The following is a 24,144-nucleotide window of genomic DNA, read 5'->3' on the forward strand; positions in this document are numbered from 1 at the left end:
ATGTTTAATTTATCCATTTGTTTAGAAGATTCGGCTAAAAGATATGCTGACAAGCCAGCTATTATTGGCGAGTTTAAGGAATTGTCTTTTGGAGAACTAAATTGTCTTTCCAATCAAGTGGCAAATGCTTTAATAAATGCCGGTATCAAGGCGAATGATAAGGTTGCTCTGAGCTGTCCGAATTCATACTTTTTTCCGGCTATTTATTATGGTATTTTAAAAGCAGGAGGTGTTGTGGTTCCTTTGAGTGTTTTGCTTAAAAGGGATGAGATAATTTATCATTTGAAGGATGCAGAGGCCTCTTTTTATTTTTGTCATGAGGGATGGGATATACTTCCGATAGGTGCTGAAGGATATGCGGCTTTTCGAGAAGTTTCTTCCTGCAAAGAAATTATCATCATGCCTAATGAGATGGATGAAAGAGAACATTTCCCATTGGCAAAATCGTTTGAGGCTTTTATCGAGCCAGAATCAAAGTCGTTTGATTTGGTTCCGGTTGGAGCAGAGGATACGGCTGTAATCATATATACATCGGGTACCACAGGTAAACCTAAAGGGGCCGAACTAACTCATTCTAATTTGGCCTGGAATGCGGATTTGTGCAGACATCTTTTTCAGTTTGATCAGGATGATATTACCATGACGGTATTACCCATGTTCCATATTTTTGGACAAACCTGTTTGATGAATGCCAGTATCATGCATGGTATCAGTAACGTAGTGTTGCCAAGATTTGATCCGGGCTTGGTCCTTGAAAGAATGCAAATGGAGAAAGTCACCATCTTTGCAGGTGTTCCAACCATGTATTGGGCACTTTTGAATCACATAGATGATGTCGGTTTAATTGATTATGAAAAAATTAGCAGAAATCTCAAATTCTGTATCTCTGGAGGAGCATCATTACCGGTTCAATTATTAAATGATTTTGAATCGAAATTTCAAGTTTCAATTTACGAAGGATATGGGATGTCAGAGGGATCTCCGGTAGTCAGCTTTAATCACCCAGGCCAAAAAAGAAAGGCAGGTTCAATAGGGAAACCGGTTTGGGGCGTGCAGGTAAAACTTGTTAATGATCTTGGAAATCCTGTTTCACCGGGTGAGAAAGGTCAACTCTTATTTAAGGGACACAATGTGATGAAAGGGTATTATAAAATGCCTTCTGCTTCGGCTGAAGCCCTTAAAAACGGATGGATGCATTCAGGGGATGTCGCTGTTCAGGATGAAGAGGGGTTTTATTATATAGTTGACCGTACCAAGGATATGATCTTAAGAGGAGGACTTAATGTTTATCCAAGGGAGGTGGAAGAGGTTATTATGCAGCACGAATGTGTTTCACTTGTGGCCGTTATAGGAGTGCCAGATGAGAAAATGGGAGAAGAAATAAAGGCATTCATTGTTCTTAATGACGAGAAATGTGTTTCGGAAGAAGAGATAATTAAATGGACTAAAACCAGAATTGCTCTTTACAAGTACCCCAGAATAGTCGAATTTATCTCTGAAATGCCTTTAAGTGCGACAGGAAAGATTTTAAAACGAGAGCTTAGAAAATAAAAACAAATCAAAAATGACAAAAGCAAATTTATGGTCATGCTATTTTCTTGGAAATGCGGGGTTGTTATTGATTTATCTTCTTCCTCAGATGGTGGGAATTGTATCTGAGTCCATGTCTTTAACTCCTGTCCAGGAGGGACAGTTTGCATCATCCGATCTGGTGGGCTCAGCCATTGCGTCTATTTCTTCTTTTTTCTGGATCAGGAAATTTAATTGGAAGAAGGTTGCTCTGATCGGTTTAATGCTTATCATGGCTGGAAATTCTCTTTCTATCTTTCAGGATGATTTTACATCATTGTTGATGATTAGATTTATCACAGGCATTGGTGAGGGCATCGCTATTGCATTGGCTTTGGTCGTATTGAATGATTCAGAGGAAACCGAGAGGAATTTTGCGATGTATTTGATACTTACATTGGTCGTTGGTGCACTCAGTGTAGAATTGATCCCTTTATTATCGAAAGTGAGTTCGGTTGCTGTCATATTTGGATTGCAAATACTGATGGCTCTAATAGCTGTACCCTTGGTGATCTCATTTCTGCCAGTTAATAAAATCATTGAGAAGGGTAGTGGTAAATTAATTGGACTCAGCCATAAGTCATCAATCGGATTGGCAGGTATATTGATTATGTTCATTGGTTATGGAGGTTTATGGGCCTTTTCAGAACGTATAGGTAAGGATCAAGGGTTTTCTCAAGACTTTATTGCCGACGCTCTTTTTATTTCTTTAGTAGCTGCCATAATAGGCCTGTTGATACCGATAATGGTCGCCAATAAATACGGAAGAATGGTTCCAATTATTATTAGTGCTGCCGGGTTAATTGTTTTTGGGATTTTCATATCATCTCAACCGTCACCTGTAATGTTTGTGGCCGCACTCATCATCGGTAGTTTTGCGATCAATATGATATTACCCTATGCTACAGGCATATTGGCTGAGAGTGATCAAACTGGCAAGGCCATGGTGATGGTGATGCCAATGTATTCTATTGGATTTGCTTTAGGGCCTTTCGCGCTTTCAATATTCTATCATTATGGGGGTTACAGTCTAGTTGCCGTCGTTACAACCTTGATTTTTTCAATAGCCTGTACGTCATTTGTTTATGCATCTTTCAAAAAGAAATCAATGTAGTTATGGAATATTTTTCTTTACAAAACAGGAATATTTTGGTTACAGGAGGAGGGAGTGGTATAGGATTGGCATTGGTCAAGAATTTTATCAACGAAGGAGCTAAAGTAATCTTAGCTGATATAAAAAACTGCGAGAAATTAGCAGAAAGTATTGGGGCAACTTATGTATTTATGGATGTTTCAAAGGAATCATCAGTTAGAGTTGGTTTTGAATCCGCTTTCAATAAAATTGGAAAGATAGATGTTTTGATAAATAATGCCGGAATTTCTCTTCTGTCTGGAGTTTTAGAAGAGGGAGATACTGTTAAATGGTCAAAAGTGTTCGACATCAATGTATTGGGGGTGATGTATGGGCTCAAGTACGGGCCAAGATATATGAATCAAGGAGCTTGTATTATTAATACGGCCTCTCAGGCAGCCTTTACAAAAGTTGCGGGAATGGAGCCTTATGCTGCAAGTAAGGCTGCAGTGATCAGCTTGACGAAAACGGCGGCCATAGAACTTGCCGATCAGCGAATCAGGGTGAATGCTGTGTGTCCTTCAAATACAAAAACACCAATGATGGCTGAATCAGATGATGCTGCCTATGCAGAACTTATGAGCAACTTATTGTCTCCTATTTCTCGTGTAGCCGAAACTGATGATTTGGTTGGAGTATTTCATTTTTTGGCGAGTGAGGCTGCACGATACATCAATGGGCAGGCTCTTATTGTAGATGGGGGATGGACCGCTGGGGTGAGTAATCAATTACTGGAAAGGATACTGGAATAACAAGCAAAAAAAAGCTGAAGTTTTACTTAACAAAATAAATATTGATTCAAATGGAGAAACAATTGAAAACAAAGGAGACGGAAATCTGGACAAAGGATAAAAATCATGTAATTCATCCTTATACTAATTTTAATAATTTCAAAAAAGAGGGATCTGTAATTTATGAAAAGGGAAAGGACCATCATATTTATGATATGTACGGAAAGGAATATATTGATGGTATAGCTGGATTGTGGTGTGTAAATATAGGACATGGTAATGAAGAAATATCAGAAGCTATGGCTGATCAGTCGAGAAAATTAGCTTATTACAACACATTTGAAGATGCAGGCTCGATTCCTGCTGCTGATTTAGGAGCTAAAATTGCTAGTTTATGTCCGCAAGATCTGAATCATGTATTTTTTGGAACAGGAGGATCCATGGCTAATGATACTGCCATAAAAATGATTCATTATTACTATAACCTGATTGGAAAGCCTAATAAGAAAAAAATCATTTCAAGAGATTTGGCTTATCATGGAAGTACGTATTTAGCGCATGCATTAACGGGAATTAGTTCGACCCATTTGGCTTTCGACCTTCCAATGAACATGATACATTATCTGACGGCTCCATATGCTTACAGAAATCAGAATGAGCTTTCAGAAACTGAATTCTGTGATTTTCTTATCGATGAAATGGAGAATTATATTCTTATTGAAGGTGCAGAGAATATTGCCTGCTTTATCGCGGAACCCATTATGGGAGCTGGAGGTGTAATTGTGCCTCCCAAGGGATATCATAAAAGAACTTATGAATTGTGCAAAAAATATGACATTTTTTATATTTCTGACGAAGTTGTTACTGCCTTTGGAAGACTGGGGCATATGGTCACCTCAGAAGAAATGTTTGGTATCCGTCCAGATGTAATTGTAATGGCCAAAGGACTTTCATCGGGGTATGTACCCCTTGGAGCAACGGTAATTTCCGATGAAATTTATGAGGTGATAAGCCGTCCCAAAAAGGAAAATCCCTATTTCTCTCATGGTTTTACATATTCAGGTCATCCTTTATGTTGTGAAGTTGGTCTCAAGAATATTGAAATATTGGAAAGAGATGAGTTTTGTCAACATGTTCAAAAATGGGGCCCATATTTTGAACAACAGCTCAAGACCTTGTCTGATCTGGATATTGTAGGCGATGTGAGGGGGAGTCACTATATGTTGAGTTTGGAATTAGTAGCATATAAAACGACAAAATTTGCTTTTGAACCTGAAATTGGTATTGCAAAGCGTGTTTATCACCACGCTAGAAAAATGGGTCTTATCGTTAGGCCAATTGGTGCCTTAATCGTTTTGTCGCCTCCTTTGACCTTTGATAAAACGGCTATTGATCAATCGATTTTGATTTTAAGGAAGAGCATAGAATTGACTATGGATGATTTACTAAGAGAAAAAATTTGGAAAAATTAAAATGAGCTTGCTGGAGGGAAAAATTGTTATTATCACTGGAGCGGCAAGTGATAGAGGTATGGGGAGAGCCACAGCTTTAAAAATGGGGTCCGAAGGTGCTACTGTGGTCGTAACAGATAAATTAAAGAATAAGGATATTGGCCCGGTTCAGGAGGTGGTTGACCAGATTATAAGAGATGGTGGAAGGGCCTTTGGAATTGGATTGGATGTAACAAATGATGATGATATAAAGAATTTAGTTGATCAGGTTATTGCCCAATATGGTCGAATTGATATTTTGTTCAATAATGCGGGAGTTCCTGCTGGTGTCGGTGATTTTCTAAATCTCGATGAATCAGATTGGCGTTTGGCTTTTGATGTTCATGTTTTTGGTATGGTAAAACTTATCAAGGCAGTGTTACCCCATATGATTGCACAAGGTGCCGGGGTCATAGTAAATAATGCATCGACTGCAGGATTAGCAGGTTTGGCTCAATTTTCTGGTTATGGAGCTTCGAAATTTGCCGTTGTGGGCCTAACAAAACATTTGGCGGCCGAATATGGAAGTCATTCCATTCGAATAAATTGTGTATGTCCGGGAATGATAGATACGGCTATGTCAGATATTGAGGTATCAGGATTTATGAAAGACCATAATGTTGATCGGGATACGGCAATAAAAGAGTTGAGTATGTTGGTTCCGTTGGGAAAATATGGAGATCCTGCTGAGGTGGCTGATGCTGTAGTTTTTTTGTCAAGTGACCAATCAAAATATATTACAGGTATTGCATTACCTGTTGCTGGTGGTATGTCTGCGGGATTATAAAATGAATGACAAATGGATTTGACTTTAACAAAGGAGCATCCCAAACCTACTGGCATTTAAAGTTTTTAGCACATCGGAAATCTTTAGATAAACATTTGTTATTTTTGTTTATTTAGTACGAATCATTAAAAGGTATTTTCGAGTGTATCAATCCATTACTTATTTTATCATAGGTATTTATATGGCCTTTTCTATTGGCCAGCTGCTGTTTTATTTTTTTAGCAAAAAGAGTCCTGTAAATTTATTAATGGGTCTTTTAGGTTTTGTTGCCTCTTGCTATCTCTATTTCTCTGTCCAGTTGCATTCCAGTGAATCGTTAGAATTTATCGGTAAAATTCTCCCTTATCACATAAGCTTCTACCTGATTCAAATGATGTTTTTATTTGCCATTCTGCAGGAATTGAATGCACCTAAAAAGAGACTTTTTTTAAATGTTCTACTTGGTTTTACGGGATTTCTAATTATTTTAAACTTAATATTTCCTAATAGCCTGATATACCAAAGTATTTCAGGACTGGAAAGAATAGTAGTACTTAATCAAGATTATTATTTATTAATAGGGGAAATAAATCCTTATTACTTTCCTGTTGTGATCCTGTCCTATCTTTTGTTCACAGCATTTCTAATTTATCAGATTTATCTGGCTACAGGAAAGAACTCTAATGAAAGAAAAACAATATTTACTTTGATTGCGGCGGTTTATCTGATGTCAAATGTTTATGATGTGTTGATTGACATAGGAGTGATCAATGGAGTTTATTTAACAGAGTATTTTATGCTGCCAGTATTATTGTTGTTGAATCTGGATATATTCATGGAATTGAGGAAGGGGAGTTATTTTGAAAGCAGTCTTAAAAACATCCAGCAGAACTTTAATTCACTTATACAAAGTGTCGGTCTTATAGTAATAGCGGTAGACCCGAAAGGCAATATAATTTACGCAAACCCATTTTTCTATAAATTCTCTGGCTATAAAGAAAAGGAAGTTTTAAACAAAAGTTTTAAGAAGTTAATGGTCTCAGAAAAGAATCATGACAAATTGGATAAACAGTTTTTTAAAATCATTAATGACAAAGATGAATTGAAAGTTGATTTCGAAATTTTGGACAAAGAGGCTAATAGAAAGATTGTTAGTTGGTCAAATGTTCCTATTGTCGATCTTGAAGGAGATGTTAAGGAGATTTTGACTATTGGCTCGGATATCACTGAGAAAGAGAAAAATCATAGCCTTATTATTGAGGCGAATAAGGAATTGATCAAACTTCGTTCAAAGTTAGAAGAAGAGAATACCTATTTAAGAAAGAATTTACAGCAGGCTTCACGAATAGACCACGACATGATAGGTGAAAGCGTAACGATGAAGTATGTTTTTCGTAGTATTGATGAAGTGGCGAAAACAGATACCTCTGTGCTCATTGAAGGAGAAACCGGAGTGGGAAAGGAGTTGGTCGCACGATCGATACATGACAGAAGCAATCGATTTGACCAGCCTTATGTGAAGGTAAATTGTGGAGCTTTACCCAAGGATTTGATCGAGAGTGAACTCTTTGGACATGTTAAAGGTGCGTTTACAGGGGCTATAAATGCGAGAAAAGGGAGATTTGAACTCGCTGATGGCGGCACCATATTTTTAGATGAAATTGGAGAGTTACCACTTGATTTACAGGCAAAACTACTGCGGGTTTTGGAAAATTCTGAATTCAACCCACTGGGAAGTGAAAAGTTAAAGCGAGTTGATGTAAGGGTAGTAGCCGCAACGAACAGAAATCTTAAAGAATTTACCGAAGAAGGTTTCTTTAGATCAGACCTTTATTACCGTTTGTCTGTTTTCCCAATAACGGTGCCTCCGCTTAGAAACAGGATAGAAGACATTCCATTATTGGTGGAACATTTTTTAGAAGCTTACTGTGAGAAATTAAACGTGGATCCATTACCTGTATCGGTATCAACCGTCAAAAAATTGCAGGCCTACTCCTGGCCCGGTAATGTTCGTGAATTAAAAAATGTGATTGAACGAAGTGTGATCTCCTCCATGAACAGAAAAAAATTATTTGTTGATGCTGCCATTTTAAAGGAAAATCCAAAACTTCAGCAGAAAGAACATAAATCCCTTATTGAAGTTGAACGTGAGTATATAATCAGTATTTTGAATGAAACAGGATGGAAGATCTCAGGTAAGGGAAGTGCCTCCTCTGTTCTCGATATCAACGAAGCAACCTTACGATCAAAAATGAAAAAGTTAGGGATATCCAGAACAGGTATAACCCAAAAATAGGAACTACTTCAAAATTTATTTTTCATTCCTTTTATCTTTCCTTTTTTGACTCTTTTTTGTCGTGATATTTCACGAAAAGGTGATATTTCACGAAAAAATAGAATTCTACATTATTTTTCATGTACATTATAAATACCTAAAAATCAAATAGATATAACCTATTTTTTCACTTTGGCACGGTATTTGGCTCTGGGTGAGGCATGAAAAAATTTAACTTACATTTTTCGATAAAAGTATTAGGGAGCAAATACAGAGAATTGCTCAATATACTAGAAACAGAACAGCAATCAGTATTGCCTTCAGGTTGTATTTCCAGGACCATCTATCAATCCATTGAGAACCTAAATTCTCTTTCTTATCTGGAAAGATGGGAAGACCTCGATTTACTTAAAAAAAGCATGGAGGGGGACCGCTATGAATATGTAGTGGGAGCCATCAAGAATTTATCACAGGATTGGTCGATTGAAGTTTTCGAACAAATCGAGATTAACAAGTTTCAAAAAACAGTTTAACAAATAGACAAAAAATCAAATCATGAAAAAACAAATTAAAAAGTACCCGCCAATTCCACAGGACAGATTAGACAGGTATCAGGATCTTTGGAAAAACTCTACGAGCAGAGAAGGAGTGCACCCTGATTTAAAGGCCCATTTTGAAAGAGTGAAAACAATGGGTAATGGCAAAGGGATAGAGTTCTTAAGCAATATCAACAAAGATTACCTGGGGGCATTTATGGCTCCATTCTCACAAAATGTGGAGGAAGCGGATATAGCAGTAATCGGGATGCCTTTTGAAAAATCGGCACCAATGAATGCTTCACATAAATACGGGCCAAAAGTTTTGAGAGAGCTTTCCAAGAACTTTATGGGAACCACAGAGCCCTGGATCAATGGGGAGTTCGACATTCCTTTTGATTTTGCAAACATCATTGATTATGGAACGATTGACACTTACGGGCAGTTTGACTTGTCTGGAGAAATGGAATATGCCCTGGAACATTACAGAAAGATTGTAGTTGAAAATCAATGTGTGCCTTTTATGTGGGGTGGAGATCATACGGTATCCGTAGCTCCTTTAACCACGCTGGGAGAGTTATGGGGCCCATTAAGTGTAATTCATTTTGATGCCCACTATGATTTGGTAACCGAAGCAGATTTTCCTTATCCATATCATTCAGGAAATATGTTTACTCAAAACTTCGCCAAAGGGAATGTTGATCCTGAGCGAATGATACAGATAGGGATCAGGGGAAGGATGACGGGCCTTGTAGGGGGTCATGCCAAGAATTTTGGCACCAAGGTGGTTTTTGCAGATGAGGCAAGAATTATGACGCCCAGAGAAATGGCCGATCAGATCATCGAAGTCGTTGGAGATGGTCCCACCTATATCTCTCTTGATTTGGATTGTCTGGATCCTGTTTTTAACAGTGCAAGCTCTGCTGTTGAACCCTTTGGTTTGGATGCCAACTGGATCTATGATGTGCTCAAACTGGTAAGAATGAGTGGAAAGGTCAATTTGGTTGGAGCAGATGTTGTGGAATATGCACCCCAAAATGATCCTGCACGTACCTTTGGATATATCGCGGCCGGATTGAGCTGGAAAATCCTTTGCTGGTTAGCGGCAGATGTAAAAAGAAGAAATGGAGGAGTGAATCATCCAACGGTTTGGGATATGGCACTCGGAAATGTAACCTTGTAAGAATACGAAAACTTTAAAGTATAAAAATTAAAGATCATGAATAGTTTTTTTTCATTAACAGATCAGGTAGCCGTAGTAACCGGAGGGACTTCCGGGATCGGGCTCAAAACAGCTGAAAGATTTATTGAGGCAGGTGCCAAAGTTGTGATTTCAGGTCGAAAAGACGGAACAGAAATAGCAGATAAAATCGGAGCGAAATTCGTTCAATGCGATGTGGGTAATCCGGAGTCAGTTCAAAACATGATGGAGTTTACGGTAAAAACCTATGGCAAGATTGATATAATAGTCAATAATGCCGGCGCCAATTTTGGATATGACACCTTAATGGACACGGAACTTGAAAATTTTGACAAGAACTTTGGAATCAATACCAAAGGAGTGGTTCACGGTATCAAGTTTGGTGTACCTCATATGAATGATGGCGGAAGAATTGTCAACGTGGCTTCCGCAGCAGCAGTCCAGGGTGTTGCTTATTTGGCTCCATATGTTGCTTCTAAATGGGCAGTAGTTGGAATAACCAAAACGGCTGCAGTAGAACTGGGTTCAAGAGGAATCAGAGCCAATGTGATCGCGCCAACCTCAGTAAATACGCCCATGGCGAACACAGAAGATGGGCAGCCTCAGTTGAGAATGGAGAAAAAAGCGGTGCCGCTAGGCAGAATCGCTGAACCTGAAGAAGTGGCCGCTTTGATTCACTTTTTAGCTTCAAAAGATTGTGACTTTGTTAACGGTCAGGTCATTGGAGTTGACGGCGGATTTACGGCAGGGATGAGTATTGATGCCTATAACACCTTAGCTGCTGAATAAACAGGAATAAAATAGTAAAAAAGTAAAATTACAACATAAAAAAATAAAGATATGGGAGCTCCCGGAAAAACAAAATCGACAAACGCAGACTTTTTAAGATTTGCATTAAAAAAAGTATGGATGGCCAATGGTGCGTCAGAAGAACATGGTAATGCTGTGGCAGATGCTTTGATGCTGGGTATCCGACAAGGTAAATTAAATCAGGGATTGGGTGTTTATGAAGCCATTGACATCATGCATCAAAAAGGACTATTAGATATCAAGGCTGAACCAACCATCGTAGCCGAAGGAGATACCTGGGCCTCTATCGATGGAAAAAAATCATCCGGGTACTGGACCCTGACAAAAATGGCGAATACCGCCATAGAAAAAGCAAAGAAACATGGTATTTCCATCGTTTTTGGACACAATCACAATGACGCCGGATCATTCGGATCTTACGCTTGGCTGGCATCACAGGCCGGATGCGTTGCATTGACCTCAAATAATTCTGTGCCAATGTGTTCACCTCTTGGAGGAATGTCCAACACAATATCTGTCCCTCCTTTTGATGGCATAGGGCCGGCAGGTGAAAAACCTCCGGTTTGGATGTCCACAAAATTATGTGAATGGTACGATGCAGATACGGCACAGGCAGTATTACAGGGGACCAAGCTAAAAGGAGACTATGTCATTGACCCAGAAACAGGTGAGGTGTCAAATGACCTTGCCCCTTATGCAGAGCCCATTGAAGGATATGGTCGTGTTTACAATCAATCCGCCTTTCAGCAACTATCCGGGCCAAGGGTATATATGCTGAATTTATTCAATGAATTATTATCCGGGATCATCAATCCTGGTGGAACCATAACTCCTGAAGTTCCCTCTCTTGGGGATATTGTTGATGGGAAGGCACAAGGGACCTCGGTAGGAGGAAGTTATTTCCTTTGTATAGATCCTTCTCATTTTGGGCCCTTAGGAGACGTCTTGGCAAAATCCGACCGATTTGCCCAGGCCATAGAAGATTCTAAGGCACGACCTGGACAACGTCCTCCGGGAATGCCAGGAGCCAGAGGGTATCAATCCATAATGAAGAACGAGGAGATCGTTGAAGTGCTGGATAGCCACTGGGAGCCGTTTTTTAAAACTCAGGCGGGTCGTCATGGTATGACAGAAGAAAGCCTGAGGGCAGATTGGGAAGCACAAAAATAGAATAGTTGATAAATAAACAGGAGGCAGGTTCATTCCTGCCTCCATAATAAAGAGAAAAATGAAAATACTTGAAAATAAAGTTGCCTTGGTTACAGGAGCGACAAAAACAAAAGGACTGGGAAGAGCCATTGCGGAAAAATTGGCCGCAATGGGCGCAAAGGTGGTATTGACAGGTCGTTCCAGTTCCAGGGAAGGCATGGAACAAAATGTGGCTGATATCAAAGCTGCCGGAGGGGATGCCATGGGGGTATTGGTTGATGTTTCCAATCAGGCCGAGGTTGACGCAGCCATAGCCGATGTGGTCAAAACTTATGGGTCCCTGGATATATTAGTGAATAATGCCGGAGTGGGATTCGGTTCTGCAATTTTAAATGAAAATGATGATAAAGCCTGGGACGCCAATTATGCAGTAAATGTCAAAGGGGCCATGGCCATGTGTAAAGGAGCCGTAGCAGCTATGGAAAAATCAGGCGGAGGTGCCATTGTCAATGTGGCTTCTACGGCAGGAATTGCGGCAAGTGCTGGAATGCCTTATCCTTATGTAGCCACCAAACATGCCTTAGTGGGTGCTACAAAGGTTTTAGCCATTGAGAATGCACCTAAAGGGATCAGAGCCAACGTTGTTGCCCCAGGGGCCATCAACACAGATATGCTACAGCAGGCCTATGCCGCCATTGCGGAAGGAGCCGGAATATCCATCGAACAGGCTGCCAAAGAAGAAAATGCGAGTATCCCAATGGGAAGGCCTGCAGAACCGGGCGAGATTGCAGATGCCATTGTGTATCTGGCAAGCCCGGCTGCGAGTTATGTCACTGGAATTGTTTTACCTGTGCATGGAGGAATGGCACCGGGAATTTAGGTGAATAAGAATGAAATGTTCTCCTTGGGTGGAATGCTCAGGAACAATTTAAAAATCAAAAATTATGAATGCAAATAGTATAAATAAAGTGAAGAGAGGTTTCTTGCTAGGATTAATGGTATTATTTTTTTCAAGTGCCCTTGGCCAGACAATGCCGATAGCTAAGCTGGATAATGAAACCTCGAGGAAAGGCGAAATCGTTTGGATAGATTTGATTACCAATGATGCCAAGGCGAGCAAAAAATTCTTTTCAAATCTATTGGGATGGAGTTTTAAGAATCATGAAGCATATGATGTGGCTTTATCAGGAACAAAACCTGTATCAGGAATCATCGAGGACCAGGAATTATTAAAAGGATCAAAAACCAGCTACTGGGTGGTCTCTGCATCCGTTAAAGATGCAGTTGCTACAGCGAAAAAGATCAAAAGTAAAGGAGGTAAGGTATTGTCGGAACCTATGGAAATTTCAGGCAGGGGCGCGGTAGCACTGGTTGAGGATCCTCAGGGAGCATTTTTCTCAGTGCTCGAAAACAGTTCGGGTGACCCAAAAGCAAGTGCTCCCAGAAATGGGGAGTGGATGTGGGCAGAATTATGGACCTCAGACCCTAAGGCAGCAGTGTCCTTTTATGCTGATGTTCTGAGTATCACAGCAAAACCATTAGGGAATGATGGAGGGGGTGAATATTTTATTCTGAAAGGAGATACTTATGAGTTTGGAGGGATAACCAAGATTCCCGTAAAAGACGAGGTACCCATCTGGATTCCGGTGTTAAGAGTAGAAGATGCGGCTGGAATTGCCGACAAAGCAGTAAAGCTGGGAGGGTCGATTTTGATCGGTCCAGCAACCGTTGCCGGGAATAAAGTGGCATTGATCACCACACCTTCAGGAGCTCCGTTCATGGTTCAGGAATGGGATCTTTAAATTGATTGGGAAACTTTAAAATTAAAAAAATGAAAAATCTAAATAAATATATCGCAGGCCTGTTGATGATAGGAACACTATTCCTTGGAAGTTGTGGAAGTACGGGGTCTTCAAGCGGAAGTAGTTATAGAAGTGTCAATCATTATCACCACGGACCCGGAGTCTGGGGAGGAGCTTACTACGGTGATGAAGTGATCATCATAGACGACGGATATGATATTGGAATGCCTGATGCAGTGGTATTACCTGCAGATGACTGGTAAGATCAATTAGGAAGAATCACGGCAATTGAATTTATTTCATTTAAGAAAGACTATGGAAAAACCAAAAATAACATTTGATGCACCTGCATTCACTTATGATGAACTGGAATCACAACTGGAGGCTTATGAAAAGAACCCGGAAGGATACAAACATGACGGGCCATCGATCATTTCTATTAGACAGGGGATACGGGCAGGAAGAGCAGGAAGTGTGGCTGTTGGAGGTTGTTTGTTGCATCACGATAAGCTGATCTCTGAGAACATGAGCAAGGCAAATTCTCCTTACCATCGACTGGACCTTCATGCCGAAATGGTATTACTTAATGAGCTGGAGGACAGACTGTGTGATGACAAGAAACCCGGAATGAGAAATTACACCTTGTTTACTTCTCAGGAGCCTTGTCCCATGTGTCTGGCCCGGATCTGCTTTAGCCAGGTTGGAAAAACCTATTATGTGTATAGAGATGCACACAGTCCTGAAGCGGGTGAACTCACAAATTACGAAAGAATGCCGGAAGGTTTTAAAATACTTGGATCCAGACTGGTTGTAGAGGAAGCAGACTGTTCCCCTGTATTAAAGGAAATTGCGCGTCAGGTTTGGTTAAATTCAATAGACCATGCCGTAGACGAATGGTTAGAGAGATATTAAAAAGTTAAAATTAGAATTAAACATAATACACGTGAAACTTTTGAAGCATATATTATTTGCGGCCTTGTTCGTCTTTTCAGGAATAAATTTAATTGCTCAGGAAAAAGGGCAGGAAGAAATTGATCCTTCAAAACCGACTAATTTTTATACGCAATTGATCAATCAATTGGAGTACAATAGTCGAAAGTCAGGGGGAGATATTATGGGCTACAGGGGTGAAATTCAGTTTGCGCCCAGCGAATCCCATTTATTTCTAGCTGAACTTCCGCTTTTGTACAATGACAAGTCAGGAAAGTTTGGATTAGGTGATGCCCGGCTCCGATATTTTTATTTGCCTTATAAGAATTATGACAAGTTTATTGGAGCCTTCGGTCCTTCAATCGATATTTTTATGCCCACCGGTAATTATGAGCATGGTTTGGGCAGCAGCAGCTGGTTAATTCAACCTGGAGTTACCGTGGGATTAATGATCGCAGATTGGATTCAAATGTTTCCAATATTATCGTATCAGTATACCTCCAAACCGTCATCAGATCTGATCCCTGAGGAACTAAAAAAAGATCAAAATGGATTGTCTTTTCAAATTATCACCCCGATCATTTTTAGTGAAAAATTCTTTATGCAGGTCACACCGGTTTATACAGCCAGTAATTTTGGGGATGAGAGGCAAGACAGGTATATACAGGAATTATTTGGCCAGTACAAGATAAGTTCAAAACTGCAGGCAAGCTTTTTTTATCGTGGGGTTTTTGAAGATGAAGATCATACGATGAGACTTGGTTTGGTTGTTTTTTTATAGCATAAGTCATGGAAAGAATAGCTTTAATAACAGGGGCCTATCAAGGTATAGGATTGGAAACGGCAAGGCAGTTGGGCCATAAGGGCTTTAAAGTAATTTTGGCTGACATTCAGGATTGTCAATCAAAAGCGGGGCAATTAAAAAATGAAGGGATAGAGGCCTTTTCGCATTATCTTGATTTGGCTCAGGGATCAACTTTCGATGCCTTGGTCTCTTTTATAGATTCGAATTTCGGAAAGCTCGATGTTTTGGTGAATAACGCTGCCATTCTGATTGATATGGGGAAACATTTATCAGATCTGTCGGAAGAAGAATTCCGAAGAATCATGGAGGTCAATTATATGGGTCCTATGCTCCTGACACGTCAATTGATTCCCCTGCTAAAGAAATCAGAAGCAGGAAGAATCGTAAACCTCTCCACTCAGGTGGCGCAACTGGAGCAGCTTTCGGATATGAATTCACCTTTAAAGGAAGATATCTGTGCCGGATATCAAAGTTCAAAAATAGGTGTTCAGGCCATGACGGTACTGTTCGCCAAGGAACTGGAACCATTTGGCATTAAGGTCAATTCCTGTTGTCCGGGATGGGTTGACAGCGCAATGAATACGGATGAGTTACCTGATTACGGAGATGAGGCAAGGCCAAAAACCGTAGCAGAAGGTGCCGATACATCGGTATGGCTGGCAACCCTGGATCTAGACGGACCGACTGCAGGATTTTTTACGGACAGACAAAGAATTAACTGGTAAGCAAATAGAAAATTGAAAAGGTCAGAAGAACATAAAATAGTTGATTATCACTTCTTTCTGGATTATTTGAAATTTTTTTCAATGATTCTTTTTGGAATAAGTATGACTACACCCGTTATGGCTTTGATCATGTACGATATGGATGTGGCATTTATTGATGGAAAAAACTCACTGGTAAGTCAAAGTTTTTGGGATAAACCCATTCTTCCCTACCTGGCAGCGTTTTTTATCCTCATGATTCATTGGTTAAAATTTACAGAGATCAATCATAGTTTGAAAAATACGGACAGTAATCATTTGTTGATCACGTTTATCTATTTCTTTTTGCTTTGTCTCTATCCGTACTTTGAAATGAATATAGAGTTTACTTCAAGAGATGCCGAGTCCAGGGCTTTATTTACGGCTGTTTGGGGCCTTATGGGAGTTTTTGCCTACTGGAATTTACACTACGCTTATCAAAATAATTTAATTAGAAAAAAATTTAACATTAACAGAATCAAGGCTTTAAAACGTGAAATTTTGGCAGATCCTCTTGTGGCATTGATTTGTGTTCCGCTTGCTTTTGTGAGTTTGGAAGTTTGGATCATAGCCATGGTACTACTTATACCAACTGTAAATATCATTATGTTTAGAATCAGTAAAACACGACGACATATTTAAAAAATATACAAACACTTAAAATCAGAAAAAATGAAAGATTTAAAATTAAACCCAAATTTGAGTATCCGTAATGGCAGATTGTTTATTGAGGAAATGGATACAGTGGAAATAGCTGAAAAGTTTGGTACACCTTTGTTTGTTGTATCCGAAAAAATACTCGTTGAAAATTACAGGGCTTTTCAAGACAGTTTTCAAAAATATTATCCGGAAGGTAGAATCAGGGTAATGGCGGCGGTTAAGGCCAATCCTACTGTTGCCATAAGAAGAGTATTATCCAGAGAGGGTTGCGGTTGTGACACCTTTGGAATGGGCGAATTGGAAACAGCTTTACGGGGTAACGTACCTTATGAAGACATTGCCGTAAACGGTTCTATCAAAGGCCCCGAGATCATTAAAAAGGCGGTAGAATTGGGTATACCCATTATTTTGGATAACAAGGATGAGCTGGACATGTGCCAGGAAGAAGGAGCGAGGCAAGGGAAAATTGCCAAGGTCTTGTTAAGAATTAAACCCTATATGAAAGATTTAGATGAACCATCTGATTTTTTCCCTGCGCGATTGATTCGAGATATGACCCAAACGGTAAAATACGGTATTCCGACATCTGAGGTCATCGAGATGTTGCCAAAATTTGCGAACATGCCTAATGTTCATCTGGAAGGTGTTCATACACATGCAGGACGGCACAGTAAAAAGCCTGTATTCTGGAAATCTTTGGTAACCTCAATTGTAGACATGATCAAGGTGATACATGATGGTGTTGAAGGTGACTGGAGGCCTGAAATTGTAAGTGTCGGGGGAGGTTTTCCTGCTGACATGGACAAGGAAACCCGGGTTGCGGTAACCGATTATGAAACCCCTCATATTGAAGATTTTGCCAAAATTGTTACAGGTACTTTTAGAGATGAAATGAACAAACATGGCTTTTCAACTAAAGGAATCATTTTGGAAATAGAGCCAGGCAGAGCGATGTATAATGAAAGTGGTATTCATTTGTTCAAGGTGCACAACATGAAACATGAAACGGCTCATGGAATGGATTATCAATGGGCAGAAACCGATACCTCAGAAACCTTTCTAAGCATTGGTGGCCTAAATGTGGTTCCTCCTTTTGATCTGGTTGCATGTAATAAGGCTGATCAGCCATATGATACCAAGGTCGATGTGGTAGGAATAACCTGTAATTATGATTGTCTGGCCGAACAAACTGAGATGCCTCAACTGGAAAAAGGAGATATTCTCGCCTTCTTGAATACAGGTTCTTATATTGAGCCTTACACCTGTAATTTCAATGCGCTTCCAAGACCTGGAATGGTTTTGGTCAATGGAGACACCTGCGAATGGGTCAAGACACCCGAGACCCAGGATGAGGTATTCAGCAGGCACGTTGTCCCGGAAAGGCTTCAATAGTAAATTATTGAAAATGATATAGTTTAAAGATAGACAAACCTTGTGTTTCACTTAAAATTTAAGCAGCCATGAAACAAGAAAGAACAAACTGGAATCCATTGATCGCCATTGTGGCTTCCATGGTGATGATGTATATTACTTCATTCAGTATCAATGTGCTGATTTCGCCAATAGTGACAGATCTGGGATGGTCCGTTTCAGGATTACAATTGGTGATTGTATCGGCATCCTTAATCGCCGGCTCTCTACAGGTAACGGCTGGAAGGCTGGGAGATAAATTGGGTAAAAAGAAGATTTTTATTCTTGGAACCATTATTTATACCATCGGTTTAACTATTGTAGTTCTTGCGCCTAATTCGTCGATATTTAGTATTGCCTGGGCCTTGATCTGGCCCATTGGAATGGTTCTGGTCATCCCAACCAGTGTGGCTTTGATCATGTATTTTTATAATGGTTCAGACAGGGCGAAGGCCTTTGGAATTTATGGAGCTGTTCTGTCTGTGGTTTCGGCTCTTGCACCGCTTTTAGTTGGTTATATGGCCAATTTTACGGGCTGGAGAATCGCTTTGGCTTTATCTCCGCTTTTTGGAATCATTACGATATTTCTTGCGCTTAGAATGCCCGAAACAAAGAAAGACGAAAGTATTAAAATTGACGTCGTTAGCGTTTTACTCAGTCTGTTGTCATTTGGAATCTTTTTGATTGCTACTACTATGGCTGCTCAATACGGGTGGCTGATGGAAAAAAGACCCTTTTCCCTGGGTGATACCCCATTAAATCTGGGAGGACTCTCGATTGTGCCCATTTTGTACATCGTTGCGATCGTTCTGTTGATCGTATTTTTAAAACGAGGTAAAAGTTTGATGGCACAAGGTCAGTCGCCCCTGCTTGACGGGTCAATTTTAAAAGATAAGACCTTTACCCTGGGTGCTATTATACAGTCAGTTCTATACTTTTTAATTGCTGCAATTTTATTTATAATCTCTGTTTTTGTTCAATCTGCCGCAGGTTTTGATTCCTTTGATACAGCCTTGGCAACATTGCCTGCCTCAATAGGGGTTGCCATTTTTTCATTTTTTACACCCGGGCTGGGAAAAAGAATCCTGCCCAAATGGATTGTCATAGCAGGGTTTGCCATTGTATGTCTTGGTATTTTTGTTTTAAAAGAGTCCGTTGGGGTAGATATAGGCCCGATGAGTTTATTGCCCGGAATGCTCATTTTCGGAGTGGGTTGCGGACTTATTATGGCTCAGATTGCCACGGTCACCATGATGAATATTAAACCGGAAGACGAAGGAGGAGCCTCTGGTTTATCCGAAACCATGAAAGAGATCATCGGACAGGGATTTGCCATTGCTTTTGCCGGTGCCATTCTTTTCGGAGGGGTTTACACCAACATGACCAAGGAGTACAAACGAGTTGAATCCATTGAATTAACTGCCGAGGAAGAAAATCAGATCCTGTTGGAGTTAGAGGACACTTTTCAGACCATCACGGAAGCGGAAGAACAGGAATTTATTCAAAGTCTGCCCGAGAAAACCCGGGATGAATACCAGAACATTGTTGATAATTCGGCGGTTAAAGGTTTGAACGGAACCTTAAATGTGCTGAATATATTTGTTCTGGTTAGCATTGTACTGGCATTTTTCCTTCCTAATGTAAAACTTGAATAAAGAATAAAATGACTAAAATAGCATGTATTTACTCGGGATCAGAACCTTCTCTGACGGCTTTTAATCGAATTAAGGAACGCTATCCTTTGGTAGGTAAAGAAGAAGCTGATGTATTGGTTGCCCTTGGGGGTGACGGGTTTTTGCTGCATACTTTTCATGAATTCCCGGACTTGAATAAGCCAATTTTTGCCATGAACAGAGGTACCCTTGGCTTTCTGTTAAATGAGTACTCTGAAGAAAACCTGATTGAAAGGATTGAAAAGGCAATTTCTGAAACGATTTATCCGATTGTAATGGAAGCTTATACCATTTATGGAGAAAAAACAGAGATGATGGCCTATAATGAGGTTTCGGTAATTCGTCATTCGGCCCAAAGTGCCAATGTAAGTATTGAGATCAATGGAGATATGGCCCTGGAAAAGCTGGCTTGTGACGGACTTTTAGTAGCCACACCCGCCGGGAGTACGGCATACAATTTATCAGCGCATGGCCCTGTAATCCCTCTTCATTCTGAATTATTGGCCTTGACTCCTGTCAGCGCGTTCCGTCCACGACGCTGGAGGGGGGCATTACTTCCCAATTCGGCTGAAATAGTAATACGCAACCTGGACCCTAAAAAAAGGCCTATATCTGCCGCTGCAGATTCAAGGGAGGTAAATGAGATTGAATATGTAAAGGTATATCAGGAAAAAAATTATGGAAAGAAGCTTCTTTTTGATAAAAATCAGTCCTTGAATGAAAGGATTCTAAGGGAACAGTTTAGCTTTTAAGATCAATTAAAAACATAAAAAATGAAAAATTTCAATAAAACAATAGGTGCAATTATCTTATTTTTTTTAATAATAAGTTTATCCAATAATGTGATGGCTCAATCCAACAAAGGACGAATGGCTGGCCAGGGAGCCGGACAAGGCGCCCTAATCGGTGCCATAGCCGGGGCGGTATTTGGTGGAGGTGATTTTATTGGGGATGCCGCCGAAGGGGCCTTAATTGGAGGTGGAATTGGGGCACTTTCCGGAGCGCTGCAAGGAGGAAGAATGGATCGTCAGGCTCAAGATGAACTGGATCAGCTGGTTCAGGAATTTGGCGAAGATAATCTGAGAGGATATATTGAACTTATGAGTTGTAATTATGAAAAATCGATTGCGCTTTTCAAAGTCGGAGAGGTATCCGGAAATTCAGATCATCGCCTGGCGGCCTTATGGCTTCAGGCTGTTGCCGAAAAGGACAGGAGGAATCTTGACGCTGTAAATAATCTTTATCCAACACTAATTGAAAATGACCGAGATATAGATGACGAACAACAGGCAAGCATAGCCATTGATCAATATGTATTGATATTAAGAGAGGACAGGAGAGCCAATCAATTACCTTCTTGCCGATGATTTAAACGAACCAGGATTCAATTGAACCGACAAGCTTTACATGTTGTGGATTGAGGGATAAGCTTCTTTTCCAATCAAGAAACAAAGCCAATGGCTTTATCGAGCAGTTCCTGATATTTTTCCTTGTCAAAAGAATAGAGGTAAGGCGCTTTATGGGCACCCCCTTCAAGCTGTTTTTCATGCCTGATAAAGATTTCCAGCTTCAGCATTTTTCGTTGAAAATTTCCTCGGTCAAGTTTACGGCCAAGGATAGATTCGTATAACATCTGAAGTTCCTTCATGGTAAATTTTTCAGGAAGAAGATTCAAACCTATCGGTAGGTAATTGATCTGGTTTTGAACATATTTCAAGGCAGTCTTCACCATTTCTTTATGATCATAGATCAAATCCGGAAGATCCTCCAGGTTAAACCATTCAATCGCTTCACTTGACAGATCGGCAGTCAGTGAACACTTTCTTATATCGACAAGGGAAAGGTAACCTGTTGAAATAAATCGATTTCCAAACCAGTCCACCATCTTTTTATTCACCTCGATGGATTTTAGATTCTTAACCAAAATGTCATTATCTCTTCGATCAACTTTTCCAAATGTCTTAAATTGTTCCAGGAAGGGAATATCGATTCCTGTCCTTTCTTTAAGAACACGAATAGCCGCTTTATCAAGGTCTTCATCTTTGAAAACAAATCCTCCTGGAAGAGCCCAGAATTCTCCCGGGACTTTCCATTTCAAGGCTAGTATTTTAAGTTCTCCGTTTTCAAAACCAAAGATGACGCAGTCGACGGATTGTCCGCTTACGAAATTATTGACATCAAAATGAATCAAAGAGTTTTTGGTTTTTTCCTGCATGAGACAAATATATAAAAAAAAGATTGTGTCATTTGTACACAATAAAATTTATTTGTAATATTGTGTCGTTAAAACACAATAAATGAAAAAAGCGTTAAAAATAACCGGTATTATTGTTGGAATACTCATAGTGCTTCTCGTTGTTTCCGGACTTGTGGGATATAGCAGAATGGCTTCAAAAGCCAAGAAGAATTATGCAGCTTTAGGAGAAGAGGTTCAGGTTTTGGAAGAGTCAGGTTTTCGTTTTAGAGATTTGAACAAAAACGGCAAATTGGATAAATACGAAGATTCAAGGCTATCGATTCAGGAAAGGGTGGATAATTTGGTTGAACTGATGACACTTGAGGAAAAGGCCGGTAGCATGTTTATCACAATGATTGGAATGACTCCTGACGGAGGACCCATTGATAAGCCTTTCTATTCCAAGAATAAAATGGATTACATGCTGACTTTTATGATGCCTTCTAATTCTGAGATGCTTGTGAACAGAAAGATGAACAGTTTCAATATTTTGCAGGGTCATCCTGCAAATATTCTGGCCAGATATAATAATAATATTCAGGGGATTGCTGAAAGGACAAGACTGGGAATTCCTGTAACCATTGCCTCAGATCCGAGGCACGGGGCTCAGCATAATCCGGGAGCGGCGTTAAGTACGCCGGCCTTTTCACAATGGCCTACTTCACTGGGTCTGGCGGCCACAAGGGATACCGTATTGGTTAGGGAGTTTGGAGACATTGCCAGACAGGAATACCTGGCTACGGGTATAAGACTTGCTCTGCATCCCATGGCCGATTTGGCTACTGAGCCAAGATGGGGCAGGTCAAATGGTACTTTTGGAGAAGACGCTGAATTATCCGCTATGATAACCAAAGCCTATGTGTTAGGGTTTCAGGGTGATTCGCTTGGAACGTCATCGGTGGCTTGTATGACCAAACATTTTTCAGGAGGAGGACCGCAGGAGGATGGTGAGGATGCTCACTTTCCCTATGGTAAAAATCAGGTTTATCCCGGGAACAATTTTGACTACCATTTGATCCCCTTCGAAAAAGGTGCGTTTCCGGCCAGAACGGCACAGATCATGCCTTATTATGGAATACCGATTGATCAAACGGATGAAAACGTAGCTTTTGCTTTCAATAAGACAATTATTACCAAACTCTTAAGAGAGAAGTATGGGTTTGACGGTGTTATATGCACAGATTGGAATATAATTTCCGGATCAAAAGTAGGGGACGCCCGTGCCTGGGGAGTGGAAGATTTAACACCTTTGGAAAGAACCAAAAAGGTCATTGATGCAGGTTGTGACCAGTTTGGAGGTGAAAATAGCCCGGAACTGATCATTGAACTCGTTGAATCCGGGCAGTTAGAGGAGTCAAGAATCGACGAATCAGTCAAAAGGATCATGAAGGATAAATTTAGATTGGGACTATTTGACGATCCTTATGTTGATGAACTTGAGGCTTTGGAAATTGCAGGCAATGATGAGTTTAGGAGCAAAGGAAGAGAAGCAATGGCAAAGTCCACGGTTTTGTTGAAGAATAATGATTTGCTTCCCTTGAAGATGGGAACAAAAATCTATGCCGAGGGGATGATGATCCCTGAATCTTTAAATGGATTTGGCCAATTAGTTGCTGACCCAAAAGATGCGGATGTGATATTGACAAGGATCAAAACCCCTTTTGATGTAAGGGATGACTATTTTCTTGAAAGTTACTTTCATCAGGGGCGCTTATATTATAGTGAAGAAGAGAAAAAGAAAATTTTGGGGCTGATTGCTCAAAAGCCATCCATTGTAGTAGTGAATTTGGAAAGAGCGGCGATTCTTACTGAAATTGCGCAGGAGTCTGAAGCCTTATTGGCTGAATTCGGAACTTCTGACGAGGTGTTGACTGATTTGCTCTTTGGTGTCAAGGTTCCTGAAGGGAAACTGCCTTTTGAATTGCCTTCATCCTGGGAGGCCGTTAAAAATCAAAAAGAAGATGTTCCCTATGATTCAAAAGATCCTTTATATGAATTTGGCCATGGGCTCACCTATACCGAGTCCATTGAAAATGCCTTGACCATGACAGGACAAGAATAACGATAAAAAATTGCTGGAACAAAGAATAAACTTTTAAGTAAAAATAAATTGATTAGGTTTTAAGTTAGATTAGAGTGAAAAAAATACAGGGCTCCATGTCCTGTATTTTTTTGTTAATTCTTAATGATTATTCCCTGAATTCGAGTAATTTTCCGACTTAAAAC

At 40.1% G+C, this 24,144-nt stretch carries 23 protein-coding genes; 22 read left to right on the plus strand and 1 reads right to left on the minus strand.

Annotation, left to right across the window (positions count from 1 at the left end; genetic code table 11):
* The 21 genes from LCM02_RS14390 to LCM02_RS14490 all read left to right on the plus strand — a co-directional run bounded on the left by LCM02_RS14390 (position 1) and on the right by LCM02_RS14490 (position 21,049).
* A complete protein-coding gene (locus LCM02_RS14390; RefSeq protein WP_224931542.1) occupies positions 1 to 1,551 on the plus strand; it encodes a long-chain-fatty-acid--CoA ligase in 1,551 nt (516 codons plus the stop codon).
* Between the two features lie 13 nt (positions 1,552 to 1,564).
* The gene (locus tag LCM02_RS14395) at positions 1,565 to 2,683 is read left to right on the plus strand and encodes an MFS transporter (protein WP_224931544.1); all 1,119 of its coding nucleotides are present in this window, start codon (positions 1,565 to 1,567) and stop codon (positions 2,681 to 2,683) included.
* Between the two features lie 2 nt (positions 2,684 to 2,685).
* Positions 2,686 to 3,453, plus strand: a complete 768-nt coding sequence (locus tag LCM02_RS14400; protein WP_224931546.1) for an SDR family NAD(P)-dependent oxidoreductase — start codon at positions 2,686 to 2,688, stop codon at positions 3,451 to 3,453.
* 50 nt (positions 3,454 to 3,503) lie between these two features.
* Entirely contained in the window at positions 3,504 to 4,904 is a 1,401-nt protein-coding gene (locus LCM02_RS14405) for an aminotransferase (RefSeq protein ID WP_224931548.1), read from the plus strand.
* A gap of 1 nt (position 4,905) precedes the next feature.
* Entirely contained in the window at positions 4,906 to 5,709 is an 804-nt protein-coding gene (locus LCM02_RS14410) for an SDR family NAD(P)-dependent oxidoreductase (protein WP_224931550.1), read from the plus strand.
* Between the two features lie 142 nt (positions 5,710 to 5,851).
* Entirely contained in the window at positions 5,852 to 7,984 is a 2,133-nt protein-coding gene (locus LCM02_RS16025; RefSeq protein WP_224931552.1) for a sigma-54 interaction domain-containing protein, read from the plus strand.
* Between the two features lie 200 nt (positions 7,985 to 8,184).
* On the plus strand, positions 8,185 to 8,496 hold the full coding sequence (locus LCM02_RS14420; protein ID WP_224931554.1) for a hypothetical protein: 312 nt from the start codon (positions 8,185 to 8,187) through the stop codon (positions 8,494 to 8,496).
* Positions 8,497 to 8,518: 22 nt separating this feature from the next.
* Complete coding sequence (locus LCM02_RS14425) at positions 8,519 to 9,682, plus strand: arginase family protein (RefSeq protein WP_224931556.1); 1,164 nt, start codon at positions 8,519 to 8,521, stop codon at positions 9,680 to 9,682.
* A gap of 36 nt (positions 9,683 to 9,718) precedes the next feature.
* On the plus strand, positions 9,719 to 10,489 hold the full coding sequence (locus LCM02_RS14430; protein ID WP_224931558.1) for an SDR family NAD(P)-dependent oxidoreductase: 771 nt from the start codon (positions 9,719 to 9,721) through the stop codon (positions 10,487 to 10,489).
* 51 nt (positions 10,490 to 10,540) lie between these two features.
* Positions 10,541 to 11,680, plus strand: coding sequence for an Ldh family oxidoreductase (locus tag LCM02_RS14435; protein WP_224931559.1), 1,140 nt, complete (start codon positions 10,541 to 10,543; stop codon positions 11,678 to 11,680).
* A gap of 58 nt (positions 11,681 to 11,738) precedes the next feature.
* Positions 11,739 to 12,539: an SDR family NAD(P)-dependent oxidoreductase gene (locus LCM02_RS14440; RefSeq protein ID WP_224931562.1), complete on the plus strand. Its 801-nt coding sequence runs from the start codon at positions 11,739 to 11,741 to the stop codon at positions 12,537 to 12,539.
* A gap of 64 nt (positions 12,540 to 12,603) precedes the next feature.
* Positions 12,604 to 13,461: a VOC family protein gene (locus LCM02_RS14445; protein ID WP_224931564.1), complete on the plus strand. Its 858-nt coding sequence runs from the start codon at positions 12,604 to 12,606 to the stop codon at positions 13,459 to 13,461.
* A 29-nt stretch (positions 13,462 to 13,490) separates the two neighbouring features.
* Positions 13,491 to 13,724 carry a hypothetical protein gene (locus tag LCM02_RS14450; RefSeq protein WP_224931566.1) on the plus strand — a complete coding sequence of 78 codons (234 nt, stop codon included), beginning with the start codon at positions 13,491 to 13,493 and terminating at the stop codon, positions 13,722 to 13,724.
* A 52-nt stretch (positions 13,725 to 13,776) separates the two neighbouring features.
* Entirely contained in the window at positions 13,777 to 14,373 is a 597-nt protein-coding gene (locus LCM02_RS14455; protein ID WP_224931568.1) for a cytidine/deoxycytidylate deaminase family protein, read from the plus strand.
* A gap of 31 nt (positions 14,374 to 14,404) precedes the next feature.
* Entirely contained in the window at positions 14,405 to 15,172 is a 768-nt protein-coding gene (locus LCM02_RS14460; RefSeq protein ID WP_224931570.1) for a hypothetical protein, read from the plus strand.
* Between the two features lie 8 nt (positions 15,173 to 15,180).
* On the plus strand, positions 15,181 to 15,921 hold the full coding sequence (locus tag LCM02_RS14465; protein WP_224931572.1) for an SDR family NAD(P)-dependent oxidoreductase: 741 nt from the start codon (positions 15,181 to 15,183) through the stop codon (positions 15,919 to 15,921).
* 66 nt (positions 15,922 to 15,987) lie between these two features.
* Complete coding sequence (locus LCM02_RS14470) at positions 15,988 to 16,581, plus strand: TMEM175 family protein (RefSeq protein ID WP_262902534.1); 594 nt, start codon at positions 15,988 to 15,990, stop codon at positions 16,579 to 16,581.
* 30 nt (positions 16,582 to 16,611) lie between these two features.
* Complete coding sequence (locus LCM02_RS14475) at positions 16,612 to 17,991, plus strand: diaminopimelate decarboxylase family protein (RefSeq protein ID WP_224931576.1); 1,380 nt, start codon at positions 16,612 to 16,614, stop codon at positions 17,989 to 17,991.
* A 68-nt stretch (positions 17,992 to 18,059) separates the two neighbouring features.
* Complete coding sequence (locus LCM02_RS14480; RefSeq protein WP_224931578.1) at positions 18,060 to 19,664, plus strand: MFS transporter; 1,605 nt, start codon at positions 18,060 to 18,062, stop codon at positions 19,662 to 19,664.
* An 8-nt stretch (positions 19,665 to 19,672) separates the two neighbouring features.
* Entirely contained in the window at positions 19,673 to 20,434 is a 762-nt protein-coding gene (locus LCM02_RS14485; protein ID WP_224931580.1) for an NAD kinase, read from the plus strand.
* A gap of 21 nt (positions 20,435 to 20,455) precedes the next feature.
* The gene (locus tag LCM02_RS14490) at positions 20,456 to 21,049 is read left to right on the plus strand and encodes a glycine zipper domain-containing protein (RefSeq protein ID WP_224931582.1); all 594 of its coding nucleotides are present in this window, start codon (positions 20,456 to 20,458) and stop codon (positions 21,047 to 21,049) included.
* 74 nt (positions 21,050 to 21,123) lie between these two features.
* Here the strand turns inward: LCM02_RS14490 and LCM02_RS14495 are convergent, their stop codons facing one another.
* A complete protein-coding gene (locus LCM02_RS14495) occupies positions 21,124 to 21,897 on the minus strand; it encodes an NUDIX hydrolase (RefSeq protein ID WP_224931585.1) in 774 nt (257 codons plus the stop codon).
* A gap of 82 nt (positions 21,898 to 21,979) precedes the next feature.
* Between LCM02_RS14495 and LCM02_RS14500 the strand changes: the two genes are divergently transcribed.
* On the plus strand, positions 21,980 to 23,980 hold the full coding sequence (locus LCM02_RS14500; protein WP_224931587.1) for a glycoside hydrolase family 3 protein: 2,001 nt from the start codon (positions 21,980 to 21,982) through the stop codon (positions 23,978 to 23,980).
* Positions 23,981 to 24,144: the final 164 nt, after the last annotated feature.

Source organism: Lutimonas saemankumensis (assembly GCF_020171465.1).
GTDB lineage: Bacteria > Bacteroidota > Bacteroidia > Flavobacteriales > Flavobacteriaceae > Lutimonas > Lutimonas saemankumensis.

What these genes read in the sequence shown, in the direction of transcription:
- LCM02_RS14405 (WP_224931548.1), top strand. Translation starts at nt 3,504, where the DNA reads ATGGAGAAACAATTGAAAACAAAGGAGACGGAAATCTGGACAAAGGAT.
- LCM02_RS14490 (WP_224931582.1), top strand. Translation starts at nt 20,456, where the DNA reads ATGAAAAATTTCAATAAAACAATAGGTGCAATTATCTTATTTTTTTTA.
- LCM02_RS14435 (WP_224931559.1), top strand. Translation starts at nt 10,541, where the DNA reads ATGGGAGCTCCCGGAAAAACAAAATCGACAAACGCAGACTTTTTAAGA.
- LCM02_RS14450 (WP_224931566.1), top strand. Translation starts at nt 13,491, where the DNA reads ATGAAAAATCTAAATAAATATATCGCAGGCCTGTTGATGATAGGAACA.
- LCM02_RS14445 (WP_224931564.1), top strand. Translation starts at nt 12,604, where the DNA reads ATGAATGCAAATAGTATAAATAAAGTGAAGAGAGGTTTCTTGCTAGGA.
- LCM02_RS14440 (WP_224931562.1), top strand. Translation starts at nt 11,739, where the DNA reads ATGAAAATACTTGAAAATAAAGTTGCCTTGGTTACAGGAGCGACAAAA.
- LCM02_RS14395 (WP_224931544.1), top strand. Translation starts at nt 1,565, where the DNA reads ATGACAAAAGCAAATTTATGGTCATGCTATTTTCTTGGAAATGCGGGG.
- LCM02_RS14475 (WP_224931576.1), top strand. Translation starts at nt 16,612, where the DNA reads ATGAAAGATTTAAAATTAAACCCAAATTTGAGTATCCGTAATGGCAGA.
- LCM02_RS14390 (WP_224931542.1), top strand. Translation starts at nt 1, where the DNA reads ATGTTTAATTTATCCATTTGTTTAGAAGATTCGGCTAAAAGATATGCT.
- LCM02_RS14500 (WP_224931587.1), top strand. Translation starts at nt 21,980, where the DNA reads ATGAAAAAAGCGTTAAAAATAACCGGTATTATTGTTGGAATACTCATA.
- LCM02_RS14410 (WP_224931550.1), top strand. Translation starts at nt 4,906, where the DNA reads ATGAGCTTGCTGGAGGGAAAAATTGTTATTATCACTGGAGCGGCAAGT.
- LCM02_RS14430 (WP_224931558.1), top strand. Translation starts at nt 9,719, where the DNA reads ATGAATAGTTTTTTTTCATTAACAGATCAGGTAGCCGTAGTAACCGGA.
- LCM02_RS14425 (WP_224931556.1), top strand. Translation starts at nt 8,519, where the DNA reads ATGAAAAAACAAATTAAAAAGTACCCGCCAATTCCACAGGACAGATTA.
- LCM02_RS14420 (WP_224931554.1), top strand. Translation starts at nt 8,185, where the DNA reads ATGAAAAAATTTAACTTACATTTTTCGATAAAAGTATTAGGGAGCAAA.
- LCM02_RS14400 (WP_224931546.1), top strand. Translation starts at nt 2,686, where the DNA reads ATGGAATATTTTTCTTTACAAAACAGGAATATTTTGGTTACAGGAGGA.
- LCM02_RS14465 (WP_224931572.1), top strand. Translation starts at nt 15,181, where the DNA reads ATGGAAAGAATAGCTTTAATAACAGGGGCCTATCAAGGTATAGGATTG.
- LCM02_RS14485 (WP_224931580.1), top strand. Translation starts at nt 19,673, where the DNA reads ATGACTAAAATAGCATGTATTTACTCGGGATCAGAACCTTCTCTGACG.
- LCM02_RS14480 (WP_224931578.1), top strand. Translation starts at nt 18,060, where the DNA reads ATGAAACAAGAAAGAACAAACTGGAATCCATTGATCGCCATTGTGGCT.
- LCM02_RS14495 (WP_224931585.1), bottom strand. Translation starts at nt 21,897, where the DNA reads ATGCAGGAAAAAACCAAAAACTCTTTGATTCATTTTGATGTCAATAAT.
- LCM02_RS14455 (WP_224931568.1), top strand. Translation starts at nt 13,777, where the DNA reads ATGGAAAAACCAAAAATAACATTTGATGCACCTGCATTCACTTATGAT.